Source organism: Citrobacter sp. CK181 (assembly GCF_030333595.1).
Classification (GTDB): domain Bacteria; phylum Pseudomonadota; class Gammaproteobacteria; order Enterobacterales; family Enterobacteriaceae; genus Citrobacter_B; species Citrobacter_B koseri.
In genome coordinates this window covers 101,635-114,695 of record NZ_JAOWFN010000012.1, presented here as the reverse complement: position 1 = coordinate 114,695, position 13,061 = coordinate 101,635, and the positions used below count along the sequence as shown (strand labels likewise).

The 13,061-nt window shown below is 54.5% G+C and carries 11 protein-coding genes and 1 other RNA gene; 9 read left to right on the top strand and 3 right to left on the bottom strand.

Annotated features, from left to right (window positions below):
* Positions 1-71: 71 nt before the first annotated feature.
* Together rprA and ydiK are read right to left on the bottom strand one after the other, a co-directional pair.
* Positions 72-179, bottom strand: an RNA gene (gene rprA / locus OGW17_RS09860) — antisense sRNA RprA.
* 191 nt (positions 180-370) lie between these two features.
* Positions 371-1,483, bottom strand: a complete 1,113-nt coding sequence (gene ydiK / locus OGW17_RS09855; protein WP_047457341.1) for an AI-2E family transporter YdiK — start codon at positions 1,481-1,483, stop codon at positions 371-373.
* 213 nt (positions 1,484-1,696) lie between these two features.
* On the opposite strand from ydiK, the gene ydiJ reads away from it, so the two are divergent.
* The 3 genes from ydiJ (at position 1,697) to OGW17_RS09840 (ending at position 5,448) form a co-directional block, all read left to right on the top strand.
* Positions 1,697-4,753 (top strand): D-2-hydroxyglutarate dehydrogenase YdiJ, encoded by a 3,057-nt coding sequence (gene ydiJ / locus OGW17_RS09850; RefSeq protein ID WP_071258185.1) that lies wholly within the window; start codon positions 1,697-1,699, stop codon positions 4,751-4,753.
* Positions 4,750-5,160 carry a 1,4-dihydroxy-2-naphthoyl-CoA hydrolase gene (gene menI / locus OGW17_RS09845; protein ID WP_012132590.1) on the top strand — a complete coding sequence of 137 codons (411 nt, stop codon included), beginning with the start codon at positions 4,750-4,752 and terminating at the stop codon, positions 5,158-5,160. Before ydiJ ends, menI begins: the two co-directional genes overlap by 4 nt.
* A 99-nt stretch (positions 5,161-5,259) precedes the next feature.
* A complete protein-coding gene (locus OGW17_RS09840; RefSeq protein ID WP_024130379.1) occupies positions 5,260-5,448 on the top strand; it encodes a YdiH family protein in 189 nt (62 codons plus the stop codon).
* 91 nt (positions 5,449-5,539) lie between these two features.
* Here the strand turns inward: OGW17_RS09840 and OGW17_RS09835 are convergent, their stop codons facing one another.
* Positions 5,540-6,391: a Vmh family MBL fold metallo-hydrolase gene (locus OGW17_RS09835; RefSeq protein WP_012132588.1), complete on the bottom strand. Its 852-nt coding sequence runs from the start codon at positions 6,389-6,391 to the stop codon at positions 5,540-5,542.
* Between the two features lie 125 nt (positions 6,392-6,516).
* Here OGW17_RS09835 and OGW17_RS09830 point away from each other — a divergent pair, with 125 nt between their 5' ends.
* From OGW17_RS09830 to sufS, 6 genes are all read left to right on the top strand, one after another.
* Positions 6,517-7,410, top strand: coding sequence for a LysR family transcriptional regulator (locus tag OGW17_RS09830; protein WP_071258183.1), 894 nt, complete (start codon positions 6,517-6,519; stop codon positions 7,408-7,410).
* A 553-nt stretch (positions 7,411-7,963) separates the two neighbouring features.
* On the top strand, positions 7,964-8,332 hold the full coding sequence (sufA, locus tag OGW17_RS09825) for a Fe-S cluster assembly scaffold SufA (protein ID WP_012132586.1): 369 nt from the start codon (positions 7,964-7,966) through the stop codon (positions 8,330-8,332).
* 8 nt (positions 8,333-8,340) lie between these two features.
* Positions 8,341-9,828, top strand: a complete 1,488-nt coding sequence (sufB, locus tag OGW17_RS09820) for a Fe-S cluster assembly protein SufB (protein WP_012132585.1) — start codon at positions 8,341-8,343, stop codon at positions 9,826-9,828.
* Between the two features lie 16 nt (positions 9,829-9,844).
* The gene (sufC, locus tag OGW17_RS09815) at positions 9,845-10,591 is read left to right on the top strand and encodes a Fe-S cluster assembly ATPase SufC (RefSeq protein WP_012132584.1); all 747 of its coding nucleotides are present in this window, start codon (positions 9,845-9,847) and stop codon (positions 10,589-10,591) included.
* Positions 10,566-11,837 carry a Fe-S cluster assembly protein SufD gene (sufD, locus tag OGW17_RS09810; RefSeq protein WP_071258182.1) on the top strand — a complete coding sequence of 424 codons (1,272 nt, stop codon included), beginning with the start codon at positions 10,566-10,568 and terminating at the stop codon, positions 11,835-11,837. Before sufC ends, sufD begins: the two co-directional genes overlap by 26 nt.
* Positions 11,834-13,054, top strand: coding sequence for a cysteine desulfurase SufS (gene sufS / locus OGW17_RS09805; RefSeq protein ID WP_071258180.1), 1,221 nt, complete (start codon positions 11,834-11,836; stop codon positions 13,052-13,054). The genes sufD and sufS overlap by 4 nt, the downstream gene beginning before the upstream one ends.
* Positions 13,055-13,061 lie beyond the last annotated feature (7 nt).

Genomic DNA, 13,061 nt, shown 5'->3' with positions numbered 1-13,061 from the left:
TCCCGCCCGACGTTATGCGTGGGCATATCAGAATTGTTGGCGGTGGAGAAAAGGTGTGTGAGGGCAGGCACTTAAAAAAAGGCCCATCGTGGGAGATGGGCAAAGACTACACACAGCAATTCGTTGTTTCACTCAGGGGATTTCCATGCTTATAAATCAAGGCGTTGATTTATAACCGTGCCCTAATAGTAGGCGTGGAGATTTTTTGCGTCGATCAGATTCGTCCCAATAGTTTAAAAACTATGAAGAATTTGCGACGTAAATGAATTACGTAAGGAGGATTACGCCATAAGGCAGGTTGGTCAGGATGCTAATTGATGAGCAATGCTAAAGTATCGGCCGACCGAATGCGTCGATCGGCCGATGGGGTTTATTTATGGCTGTCCTCAATCTCCCCCAGTTCTTCGAGGAGTTCGTCAGGGTCGTTTCCCGGCGCGGGCACTTCATGCACCCATGCGGAGAACAGACGCCAGGAAACCGCCAGCAATACCGGACCGATAAACAGACCGATCATTCCAAAGGCAATCAGCCCGCCGATAACGCCAGAGAGAATCAGGATCAGCGGCAGGTCAGCGCCCATACGAATCAATACCGGGCGAATCACGTTATCCAGCGTACCGACCACGCAGCTCCACACCAGCAGCACCGTGCCCCAGGTCGTATCGCCCGTCCAGTACAGCCAAATGATTGCCGGGATTAACACCGGTAACGGCCCCAGTTGCACCAGGCAGGAGAGGATCATGACGACCGTCAGCAGCGTTGCGTAAGGCACGCCGGAAATGGCGAGGCCAATCCCGCCGAGAATTGCCTGAACCAGCGCGGTGACAACCACACCCAATGCAACGGCGCGGATGGCCTGAGCCGCCAGCAGCACGGCGGCATCGCCGCGTTTCGCGGCCAGACGACTGGCAAAGTGGCGGATGCCCAATGCCACCTGTTCGCCGCGCCAGTACAGCAGGGCGCTGAACAGCAGCATCAGACCACAGTGCATCATAAAGCGACCGATATGCGCGGCCTGACCCACAAACCAGGTCGTGGTGGTGCCAATATAAGGACGCACTTTCGCCATGATTGCCGTACCGCCCATATCCAGCAGGTTATGCCACCCGGCATACAATTTGGCGCCAATCAGCGGAATACTGTTTAACCAGGCCAGGTCGGGCAACGTCATGTCGCCGGCGGTGACGGCGTGGATGAGCGGGCCGCTACCGTCCACGATGCTGTTGACCAGCAGGGCGATGGGAATAATGAACAGCAGAACCAACAACAGCGTCATAACCAGAACGGCCAGAGAACGGCGGCCCCAGAGTATTTTCTGTAAACGTAACAAAACGGGCCAGGTCGCAATAACGATCGTACCCGCCCATGCAAAACCAAGGACAAAGGGACGCACAATCCACAAGCAGGCCACGATCATGATGGCTAAAAACAGCACCGACAGCAGCACTTGCGCGATATCCCTGGGCTGACGAAGATTTACCATAAATACCTTTTCACCTTTTCTGTGCGTCAGAACGTTGACGCGACGCGAACACGCGAACCTTACCCCATAATGATGAGCAATTTCAGCGGTTTTTAACAGGCGGATTCTGCCTGTAATTCTGCTGGGCGTGTAAGAAAAAAATGTGATACAACAAACAGAGCAACACGCAAACGATTAAATTCACAATACAGACCGCAGGAAAGGGTCACTATAATGATTCCACAGATTTCTCAGGCACCTGGCGTCGTTCAGCTGGTGCTCAATTTTTTGCAGGCGCTGGAGCAGCAAGGGTTTACCGGCGATACGGCAACGAATTACGCCGATCGTCTGACAATGTCGACAGATAACAGTATCTATCAGCTTCTTCCTGATGCTGTGGTTTTCCCGCGTTCAACGGCGGATGTGGCGCTTATCGCCCGTCTGGCGGCAGAGTCGCGCTTCGTCTCATTGATTTTTACCCCGCGCGGCGGCGGCACCGGCACCAATGGTCAGGCGCTGAACCAGGGCATTATCGTTGATATGTCCCGCTATATGAGCCGTATTATTGAAATTAACCCGGAAGAGGGCTGGGTGCGGGTTGAAGCCGGGGTGATCAAAGATCAACTCAATCAGTATCTGAAGCCGTATGGCTACTTCTTTGCCCCGGAGCTTTCGACCAGCAACCGTGCGACCCTCGGGGGGATGATCAATACCGATGCGTCAGGTCAGGGGTCGTTAGTTTACGGTAAGACATCCGATCATGTGCTGGGCGTTCGCGCGGTATTGCTGGGTGGCGATATTCTGGATACCCAGGCAATGCCGGTCGAACTTGCGGAAACGCTCGGTAAAAGCAACACCGCGATCGGTCGCATCTATAACACCGTATACCAGCGTTGTCGGGAAAACCGACAGCTGATTATTGATAAGTTTCCCAGACTCAACCGCTTCTTAACGGGCTACGACTTACGCCATGTCTTTAACGATGAGATGACGGAGTTTGACTTAACGCGCGTGCTGACCGGTTCTGAAGGCACGCTGGCGTTTATCACGGAAGCGCGTCTGGATATTACTCCACTGCCTAAAGTTCGCCGTCTGGTGAACGTCAAATATGACTCTTTTGATTCCGCGTTGCGTAACGCGCCCTTTATGGTCGAGGCGCGGGCGCTCTCGGTGGAAACCGTCGATTCTAAAGTGCTTAATCTGGCGCGGGAGGACATCGTCTGGCATTCCGTCAGTGAGCTGATTACCGATGTGCCTGATAAAGAGATGCTGGGCCTGAACATCGTCGAGTTCGCCGGGGATGACGAAGCGGCTATTGATGCTCAGGTGAGCGCGTTGTGCCAGCGTCTGGATGAGCTGATTGCTCGCCAGGAAGCCGGAGTGATCGGCTGGCAGCTGTGCGCGGAGCTGGCGGGCGTGGAGCGTATCTATGCCATGCGGAAAAAAGCGGTTGGTCTGTTGGGTAATGCCAAAGGCGCGGCCAAACCGATTCCGTTTGCGGAAGATACCTGCGTGCCGCCGGAGCATCTGGCCGACTATATTGCTGAATTCCGCGCGCTGCTCGACGGTCATGGCTTAAGTTATGGCATGTTCGGGCATGTTGATGCCGGGGTGCTGCACGTCAGACCCGCGCTGGATATGTGCGATCCGCAACAGGAAATTCTGATGAAGAGTCTTTCCGATGATGTGGTGGCGCTCACCGCGAAATATGGCGGTCTGCTGTGGGGCGAGCACGGTAAAGGTTTTCGCGCTGAATATAGCCCGGCGTTTTTTGGCGAGCAGCTTTATGGCGAACTACGCAAAGTGAAGGCGGCGTTCGACCCGCAAAACCGCCTGAACCCCGGAAAAATTTGTCCGCCGGAAGGCATTGATGCGCCGATGATGAAGGTCGATGCGGTGAAACGCGGTACCTACGATCGGCAGATTCCACTGGCGGTGCGTCAGGTCTGGCGCGGGGCGATGGAGTGTAACGGCAATGGCCTGTGCTTCAACTTTGACGCCAAAAGTTCGATGTGCCCGTCAATGAAAATCAGCCTGAATCGCATTCACTCTCCCAAAGGGCGTGCGACGCTGGTGCGTGAATGGTTGCGCCTGCTGGCCGACCGTGGGGTTGATCCGCTACAGCTGGAAAAAGATCTGCCGGAAAAACGCGCCAGTCTGCGGACGTTAATTGCTCGTACCCGCAACAGCTGGCACGCTCGCAAAGGCGAATATGATTTCTCCCATGAGGTGAAGGAGGCGATGTCGGGTTGCCTGGCGTGCAAAGCCTGCTCGACACAATGTCCGATTAAAATAGACGTGCCGGAGTTCCGCTCACGCTTCCTGGCGCTTTATCACACGCGCTACCTGCGTCCGCTGCGCGATCATATGGTGGCGACGGTCGAAAGCTATGCGCCATTAATGGCGCGGGCGCCGAAAACCTTTAACTTCTTTCTCAATCAGCCGTTGGTGCGAAACCTCGCGAAGAAACATATCGGCATGGTGGATTTGCCGCTACTTTCGACGCCGTCGCTGCAACAGCAAATGGTCGGGCACCGTTCCGCCAATATGACGCTGGAACAGCTTGAACTCCTGAGCCAGGAGCAAAAAGAGCGTACGGTGCTGGTGGTACAGGACCCGTTTACCAGTTACTACGATGCGCAGGTGGTGGCGGATTTTATCCGGCTGGTGGAAAAGCTCGGCATTCAGCCTGTATTGTTGCCGTTCTCGCCAAATGGCAAGGCCCAGCACATCAAAGGGTTCCTTAACCGATTTGCGAAGACGGCGAAGAAAACGGCCGAATTTCTCAATCGGGTGGCGCAGCTGCGTATCCCGATGGTCGGTGTCGACCCGGCGCTGGTGCTTTGCTATCGTGATGAATACAAACAAACCCTCGGCGAACAGCGTGGTGATTTCCACGTACAGCTGGTGAATGAGTGGCTGCCGACGGTGCTGGCGTCCCGACAGCCTCTTGCCGTGAGCGGTGAGCCCTGGTATTTCTTTGGGCATTGTACCGAAGTGACGGCATTGCCTGGCGCACCGGCGCAGTGGGCGGCCATTTTTGCGCGCTTAGGGGCGAAGCTGGAGAGCGTCAGCGTAGGCTGCTGCGGCATGGCGGGTACTTACGGCCATGAAGTGAAAAATCATGAAAATTCGCTGGGGATCTATGCGCTGTCGTGGCAACAGGCGATGGCGCGACTGCCGCGCAATCGCTGCCTGGCGACCGGTTACTCTTGCCGCAGCCAGGTAAAACGCGTTGAAGGCACCGGGGTTCGCCATCCGTTACAGGCACTACTGGAGATTATTGGATGATCTGGAAACGTAAAGTCACGCTCGAAGCGCTGAACGCTCTGGGCGAAGGGAACATGGTGGGGCTACTGGATATTCGCTTTGAGCATATTAGCGACGATACGCTGGAAGCAACGATGCCGGTGGATAGCCGCACAAAGCAACCTTTTGGTCTGCTACACGGCGGCGCGTCCGTTGTGCTGGCTGAAAGTATCGGCTCGGTTGCGGGCTATCTGTGCACGCAGGGCGAACAGAAAGTCGTGGGGCTGGAGGTGAATGCCAACCACGTTCGCTCAGCGCGCGAAGGGCGCGTCAGAGGGGTGTGCAAAGCGCTGCATACCGGCTCTCGTCATCAGGTCTGGCAGATCGATATTTTTGATGAGCAGGGACGGCTGTGCTGTTCTTCACGTCTGACAACTGCCGTTGTGTGACGTTGTCACAAAATATCTTTATCGCAGACTGCTTTTGGTCAAAATGTGTGCAGAAAAAAGTGTTATACTGTGCACGTTTTGAACATAAGCGAGGATGATATGTCTACCGATTTAGACCCAACCCAACTGGCAATTGAATTTTTACGCCGTGATAAAACAGAGCTTTCTCCAGCCCAGTATTTGAAGCGCTTAAAACAATTAGAGCTGGAATTTGCCGATTTACTCACGCTCTCTTCCTCTGAGCTAAAAGAAGAGATTTACTTTGCCTGGCGTCTGGGCGTTCATTGATTCCGCACTGTTTTATCGCTCGGTGAATTAACACCAACAGAAAACCCCGACACGCTCTGCCGGGGTTATTTTTTGGGCTATGAGCGGCGGTTTACCACTTCATTTCACCGGTATTCACTTTCGCGCTCAGCGTCAGGGAACTTTCGTCAGCGAGGCCAGGCCAGGCGGCGGTCATCGTTTTGATGACATACTCTGACCCTTTTTTCGCCTCAAGCGCTTGCTCAAAGGATTGTAGGTAATCCTGCGTGAAGCGTATAGCGGCGTCGCCTGCTGGACGTTCACCGATATAGTGACCCGGAATCACCTGGGTCGGCTGCAAACTGTGCATCTCTGTCAACACATGACGCCAGGCCGCACGCTGCTCAGGAGACTGGGTATCCGCCGTCCAGACATGGATACCGGATGCGATTCCCGTTCCGCCAAGTATTGCGCGGTTCGCCGGGACCCAGACGTAAGCGGCGTAATCGTTCGGGTGGCGCAGTTCCAGCGTTTCCCCATCAATCGTAAATTGTGTCTCGGTGGTTGCCTGCGGGATGGTGAGCGCCGCTGGCGCGCCATCTTTCATTTGCGGGCCCCAGTATTGCAGTTTGGCGTCTTTCGTTGCGCGAATGTGTTCCACCACATGCGGCGTCGCCAGAACTTTCACGTTCGGGAAGGCTTTTACAATCGGTTCCAGACCAAAATAGAAATCTGGATCGCCGGAGGTAATCACGATGGCTTTCAGCGACTTGCCGCTCTTTTTAATCATTTCGACCAGCTTTTCCCCGTCTTTGGTACTGAACTGCGCGTCGAATAAAATGGCTTCTTTAGGGCCAGAGACCAGCGTGGAAGAGACCGGGAAAATCGCGTTTTCCTGCGGATTATAAACGTCGAGTTGCAGCGGGGCGGCGAACAATGGCGCGCTAGTCAGCGACAGCAGAAGTGCCAGCGTTTTGATTTTCATTCTGAGTGACCTTATCGGCAGATGATGTTGATTTATTTACGTGGCTTATTTTAAGCAAATCTCGATCTGTTAAAATTCCTCTATCAGGACATGCTGAGTTTCATAAAACGATCGGATGGAAGGTTATGGACAGAGTGATGGCGGCAACGGTGTTTAACCATATCTGTGATTTGGGTAGCCTGAGCGCGGCTGCGCGCGCATTAGGGATCTCCAGGCCGATGGTGAGCCGTTATCTGGATGAAATGGAGAAATGGGCCGGAGCCAGACTTATTCATCGTTCGTCGCGCCGCCTGACGATCACGCCTGCTGGAGAAGACGCGTTGATGAAAACGCGAACGCTGGCGCGGCTTTCCCTGGATATTGCGGGGGCGACCGGGCGAGAGGTGCCGTCCGGCACGTTGCGCGTCGCCTGCGCCCATTTCACCGCGATGCATATTCTTGCCCCAATGCTGCCTGCTTTTTTAGCGCGTTATCCTGAATTGCGCATTGAAGTGGAGATTAATAATCAGCCTGTCAGTTTAGTGGGGGAGCGTATTGATGTGGCGATACGCATTACCGATAACCCTGAGCCAGGGACAATTGCGCGTCGGCTTGGTGACTGTGAGTCTGTGCTCTGTGCGTCTCCTGACTATCTGCATCGCTATGGCACACCGCAGACGTCGGAGGAGCTGGCGCAACACAATTGCCTCTATTACAGCGGATTTGCTGGAAAATCCTGGCATTTTCTGGATGAGCAGGGAGAACCGATCTCCGTTGCGATCAAGGGCAACCTGAGCGCCGGAATCTCTTCGCTTTTGTGTGAAGCGGCGCTGGCAGGGATGGGGATTGCGCTGGTGCCGGAAAAAGAGGTGCGAGAGGGGCTGGCGCAGGAGAAACTGGTTCGCTTGTTGCCCCATCTACAACCGCGGCAATTGGCCGTATACGGGTTATACCTTTCCCGTGAGCATCAGCCCGCCGCGCTACGCCTGTTCCTTGAGGCGGTGCAGGGCGCGATGCGCGACGGTGAAGCCTGTTCCTGACGCAGCATAAGGCGTATAAAAATTGTGCAGAAAGCAAGATCTGTTAAATACGCGATGCAAACTTATGAGAATATTCTTACACCCCTTCAAGAGCTAAGCCTGAAATGAGTGCCGGAGATAAGCGCCGGGTGGGGCAACGAACGATCGGTGTTATTCATACAATACCGATCGTTCGTTGTTAATTACTCCGTTCTTTCTTTTTCACGTTAGTGGATTTGCTAATCCGACGGCTGTTTGAGCTATTGTTTAGCACCGTCATCGTCCGCTTTTGACCCCCATTTTTATTGATAACCCTATCTCAAAAATAGGCATTTTCGATACATATTTAATTTTTTAACCTGCCGCGCTGTTTACTCTTCTTAAATGCTTTATCTATCAATGTATTGAATAAAATAATCCATCACTGATAACCCTCGAAACAGGGTCTATGCTTAGTAAAAGTGGTCAAAAAGGGCGGTTAACCCGAATGACCCTTCTGTCAGAGGGTTGAAGTGATAATCATTATCACTAACATGGTGTTATGCCCTGGTGGCTTATTACACGAGGTGGACCTATGGAATTGCATTCAGGAACATTTAATCCAGACGATTTTGCATGGCGTGGCCTGACGCTAACGCCTGAGGCGGCGGCACATATTCGTGACCTGGTTGCGAAGCAACCCGGCATGCTTGGCGTGCGTTTAGGCGTGAAGCAGACGGGGTGCGCGGGATTTGGTTACGTGCTGGATACCGTCAGCGAGCCAGAAAAGGACGATCTGTTGTTTGAAACGGAGGGCGCGAGGTTGTACGTGCCGCTTCAGGCCATGCCGTTTATTGACGGGACAGAGGTCGATTATGTGCGCGAAGGATTAAACCAGTTATTTAAATTTCATAACCCGAAAGCCCAGAACGAATGCGGCTGTGGCGAAAGCTTCGGGGTATAGGCGGTACTATGTCTCGTAATACTGAAGCAACTGACGATGTCAAAACCTGGACCGGTGGTCCACTGAATTATAAAGAAGGCTTCTTCACCCAGTTACAGACTGACGAGCTGGCAAAAGGCATCAGCGAAGAGGTCGTGCGTGCGATTTCCGCCAAGAGAAATGAGCCGGAGTGGATGCTGGAGTTTCGCCTTAATGCGTACAAAGCCTGGCTTGAGATGGAAGAGCCGCACTGGCTGAAAGCGCACTACGATAAGCTGAATTATCAGGATTACAGTTATTACTCTGCGCCATCGTGCGGTAACTGTGATGAGACGTGCGCGTCAGAACCGGGTGCAGTACAGCAAACCGGTGCGAATGCGTTTCTCAGCAAAGAGGTGGAAGACGCCTTCGAACAGCTTGGCGTACCGGTACGTGAGGGTAAAGAGGTGGCGGTGGATGCCATTTTCGACTCCGTTTCCGTTGCCACCACCTACCGGGAAAAGCTGGCGGAACAGGGCATCATCTTCTGTTCGTTTGGCGAGGCGATTCACGATCACCCTGAGCTGGTGAAGAAATATCTGGGCACCGTGGTGCCGGGTAATGACAACTTTTTTGCTGCGCTGAACGCTGCGGTAGCGTCTGACGGCACCTTCATTTATGTGCCGAAAGGCGTTCGTTGCCCGATGGAGCTGTCAACCTATTTCCGAATCAACGCGGAAAAAACAGGGCAGTTCGAACGCACCATTCTGGTGGCGGATGAGGGCAGCTACGTCAGCTACATCGAAGGGTGTTCTGCGCCAGTGCGCGACAGCTACCAGCTGCACGCGGCGGTGGTAGAGGTGATCATCCACAAAGATGCCGAAGTAAAATATTCCACCGTGCAAAACTGGTTCCCCGGCGATAACAACACCGGCGGGATACTGAACTTCGTCACCAAGCGCGCGCTGTGCGAAGGTGAAAACAGCAAGATGTCGTGGACGCAGTCCGAAACGGGATCGGCCATCACCTGGAAATACCCGAGCTGCATTCTGCGCGGCGATAACTCCATCGGTGAGTTTTACTCTGTGGCGCTAACCAGCGGTCATCAGCAGGCCGACACCGGCACCAAAATGATCCACATCGGTAAGAACACCAAATCGACCATTATTTCAAAAGGGATCTCCGCCGGGAATAGCCAGAACAGCTATCGCGGGCTGGTGAAGATCATGCCGACGGCAACCAATGCCCGTAACTTTACCCAGTGCGACTCAATGCTGATTGGCGCGGACTGCGGCGCGCACACCTTCCCGTATGTCGAGTGTCGTAATAACAGCGCCCAGCTTGAGCACGAGGCGACGACGTCGCGGATCGGTGAAGATCAGCTCTTTTACTGCCTGCAACGCGGCATCAGCGAAGAGGATGCCATCTCGATGATTGTTAATGGCTTCTGTAAAGACGTCTTCTCTGAACTGCCGCTGGAATTTGCCGTTGAAGCGCAAAAATTGCTGGCAATCAGCCTTGAACACAGCGTCGGTTAAGTATTAAGGAAAGCACATGTTAAGCATTAAAGATTTACAGGTCAGTGTGGAAGATAAAGCGATTCTGCGCGGTCTGGACCTCGACGTCAGACCCGGAGAAGTGCATGCCATTATGGGGCCGAACGGTTCCGGGAAGAGTACGCTTTCCGCGACGCTGGCGGGCCGTGAAGATTATGAAGTGGTTGGCGGCTCTGTCGAATTTAAAGGCAAAGATTTACTGGAACTGTCGCCAGAGGATCGGGCGGGCGAAGGCATCTTTATGGCGTTCCAGTATCCGGTAGAAATTCCTGGCGTCAGCAACCAGTTTTTCCTGCAAACAGCGCTGAATGCCGTGCGCAGCTATCGTGGTCAGGAGTCGCTGGATCGTTTTGATTTTCAGGATCTGATGGAAGAGAAAATCGCGCTTTTGAAGATGCCGGAAGATTTGCTGACCCGTTCGGTGAACGTGGGCTTCTCCGGCGGTGAGAAGAAACGTAACGATATTCTGCAAATGGCGGTGCTGGAGCCGGAACTGTGCATCCTTGATGAGTCTGACTCCGGGCTGGATATTGATGCGCTGAAAATTGTCGCGGAAGGCGTCAACTCGCTGCGTGACGGTAAACGATCATTCATTATCGTGACGCACTATCAGCGTATTCTGGACTACATCAAACCTGATTACGTCCACGTCCTGTATCAGGGGCGGATTGTGAAGTCCGGCGATTTCACTCTGGTCAAACAACTGGAGGAGCAAGGATATGGCTGGCTTACCGAACAGCAGTAACGCGCTGCAACAATGGCACCATCTGTTTGAGGCGCAGGGCGAATCCCGCTCGGCGCACGCGCAGCAGCATTTACAACAGATGCTGCGCCTGGGGCTGCCGACGCGTAAGCATGAAAACTGGAAATACACACCGCTGGAAGGGTTGGTCAGTAGCCAGTTTGTCAGCCGTTTTGCCGAGGTTACTCAGGAACAGCGCGACGCGCTGGCGCTGGATATCGACGCTGTGCGTCTGGTGTTTGTTGATGGCCAGTTCAGCCCGCAGCTTAGCGACAGCGCTACAGCCAGCGGTTTCGACATTGCGATCAACGACGAACGTCAGGCGCTGGCCGCACCGGTTCAGCCGGAGATTTTCCTGCATCTGACGGAAAGCCTGGCGCAGAGCGTGACGCACATCAGCGTTAAGCGCAACCAGCGGCCCTCTAAGCCGTTGCTGCTGATGCACATCACGCAGGGGCTGGAAGGCGATGAGGTCAACACTGCGCACTACCGCCACCACCTGGAACTGGCGGAAGGGGCAGAGGCGACGGTGATAGAACACTATGTCAGCCTTAACGCGGCACGGCACTTTACCGGGGCGCGTCTGACCATGAACGTGGCGGCGAATGCGCATCTGCACCACATCAAACTGGCGTTTGAAAACCCGGTGAGCCACCACTTTGCCCATAACGACATTCTGCTGGCGGCGGATGCAAGCGCGCACAGCCACAGTTTCCTGTTGGGCGATGCCGTGCTGCGACATAACACCAGCACCCAGTTAAACGGTGAAAACACCACGCTGCGGATTAACAGCCTGGCGATGCCGGTGAAAAACGAAGTGTGTGATACCCGTACGTGGCTGGAGCACAATAAGGGTTACTGCAACAGCCGTCAGTTGCATAAAACCATTGTCAGCGATAAAGGCCGGGCGGTATTCAATGGCTTGATCAACGTGGCGCAGCACGCCATTAAAACCGACGGACAAATGACCAATAACAATCTGCTGCTCGGTAAACTTGCCGAGGTGGACACCAAACCGCAGCTGGAGATTTACGCCGATGACGTGAAATGCAGCCACGGGGCGACGGTAGGACGGATTGATGACGAGCAGATGTTCTACCTGCGTTCACGCGGGATTGGAGAGCAGGATGCCAGACAGATGATTCTCTACGCGTTTGCCGCTGAGTTGACGGAAGCCCTCGGCGATGACGCGCTTAAACAACAGGTGCTGGCGCGAATAGGGCTTCGCCTGCCGGGAGGCATAGCATGACATTTCCCATCGAAAAAGTGCGGGCTGATTTTCCCGTCCTGACGCGTGAAGTCAACGGGCTGCCGCTGGCGTATCTGGATAGCGCGGCCAGTGCGCAAAAGCCCAACCAGGTGATTGACGCTGAGGCGGAGTTTTACCGTCATGGCTATGCGGCGGTGCACCGGGGCATCCATACGCTGAGCGCACAGGCCACCGAGAAGATGGAAAATGTGCGTAAACAGGCATCGCTGTTCATTAACGCCCGCTCAGCGGAAGAGCTGGTGTTCGTGCGCGGGACGACAGAGGGCATCAACCTTGTTGCCAACAGCTGGGGGCCGGAGAATGTTCGGGCTGGCGATAACATCATCATCAGCGAGATGGAGCACCACGCCAATATCGTCCCCTGGCAGATGCTGTGCGCGCGTACAGGGGCGGAACTGCGCGTCATTCCGCTCAATACGGACGGCACGTTGCAGCTGGATACGCTCCCGTCACTGTTTGATGAGCGTACCCGACTGCTGGCTATCGCGCATGTGTCGAACGTGCTGGGAACGGAAAACCCGCTTCCTGAAATGATCGCGCTGGCGCATCAGTATGGCGCGAAAGTGCTGGTCGATGGCGCGCAGGCGGTAATGCACCATGCGGTGGATGTTCAGGCGCTGGATTGTGATTTTTACGTTTTCTCCGGGCATAAGCTGTATGGCCCCACCGGTATCGGCGTGCTGTATGTCCGGGAGGAACTGCTTCAGGATATGCCGCCGTGGGAAGGCGGCGGTTCAATGATTGCGACCGTTAGTCTGACGGAAGGGACGACCTGGACCAAAGCGCCCTGGCGTTTTGAGGCGGGGACGCCGAATACGGGCGGAATTATCGGCCTTGGCGCCGCCATTGAATACGTTTGCGCGTTAGGGCTGGCGGAAATCAGCGAATATGAACAAAACCTGATGCACTATGCGCTGGAACAGCTGGCGGACGTGCCGGAGTTGACGCTATATGGCCCGGCTAACCGGCTGGGGGTCATCGCCTTTAATCTGGGCAAACACCACGCTTATGACGTGGGCAGCTTCCTCGACAATTACGGTATCGCCGTGCGAACCGGCCATCACTGCGCAATGCCGCTGATGACGTATTACAACGTTCCCGCCATGTGCCGGGCGTCGATAGCAATGTATAACACCCATGAAGAAGTGGAACGTCTGGCAACCGGGCTAAAACGTATTCACCGCTTACTGGGATAACAGGGAG

Excerpts from the sequence above, each read along its gene's own strand:
- ydiK (WP_047457341.1), bottom strand. The coding sequence starts at position 1,483 with ATGGTAAATCTTCGTCAGCCCAGGGATATCGCGCAAGTGCTGCTGTCG.
- ydiJ (WP_071258185.1), top strand. The coding sequence starts at position 1,697 with ATGATTCCACAGATTTCTCAGGCACCTGGCGTCGTTCAGCTGGTGCTC.
- menI (WP_012132590.1), top strand. The coding sequence starts at position 4,750 with ATGATCTGGAAACGTAAAGTCACGCTCGAAGCGCTGAACGCTCTGGGC.
- OGW17_RS09840 (WP_024130379.1), top strand. The coding sequence starts at position 5,260 with ATGTCTACCGATTTAGACCCAACCCAACTGGCAATTGAATTTTTACGC.
- OGW17_RS09835 (WP_012132588.1), bottom strand. The coding sequence starts at position 6,391 with ATGAAAATCAAAACGCTGGCACTTCTGCTGTCGCTGACTAGCGCGCCA.
- OGW17_RS09830 (WP_071258183.1), top strand. The coding sequence starts at position 6,517 with ATGGACAGAGTGATGGCGGCAACGGTGTTTAACCATATCTGTGATTTG.
- sufA (WP_012132586.1), top strand. The coding sequence starts at position 7,964 with ATGGAATTGCATTCAGGAACATTTAATCCAGACGATTTTGCATGGCGT.
- sufB (WP_012132585.1), top strand. The coding sequence starts at position 8,341 with ATGTCTCGTAATACTGAAGCAACTGACGATGTCAAAACCTGGACCGGT.
- sufC (WP_012132584.1), top strand. The coding sequence starts at position 9,845 with ATGTTAAGCATTAAAGATTTACAGGTCAGTGTGGAAGATAAAGCGATT.
- sufD (WP_071258182.1), top strand. The coding sequence starts at position 10,566 with ATGGCTGGCTTACCGAACAGCAGTAACGCGCTGCAACAATGGCACCAT.
- sufS (WP_071258180.1), top strand. The coding sequence starts at position 11,834 with ATGACATTTCCCATCGAAAAAGTGCGGGCTGATTTTCCCGTCCTGACG.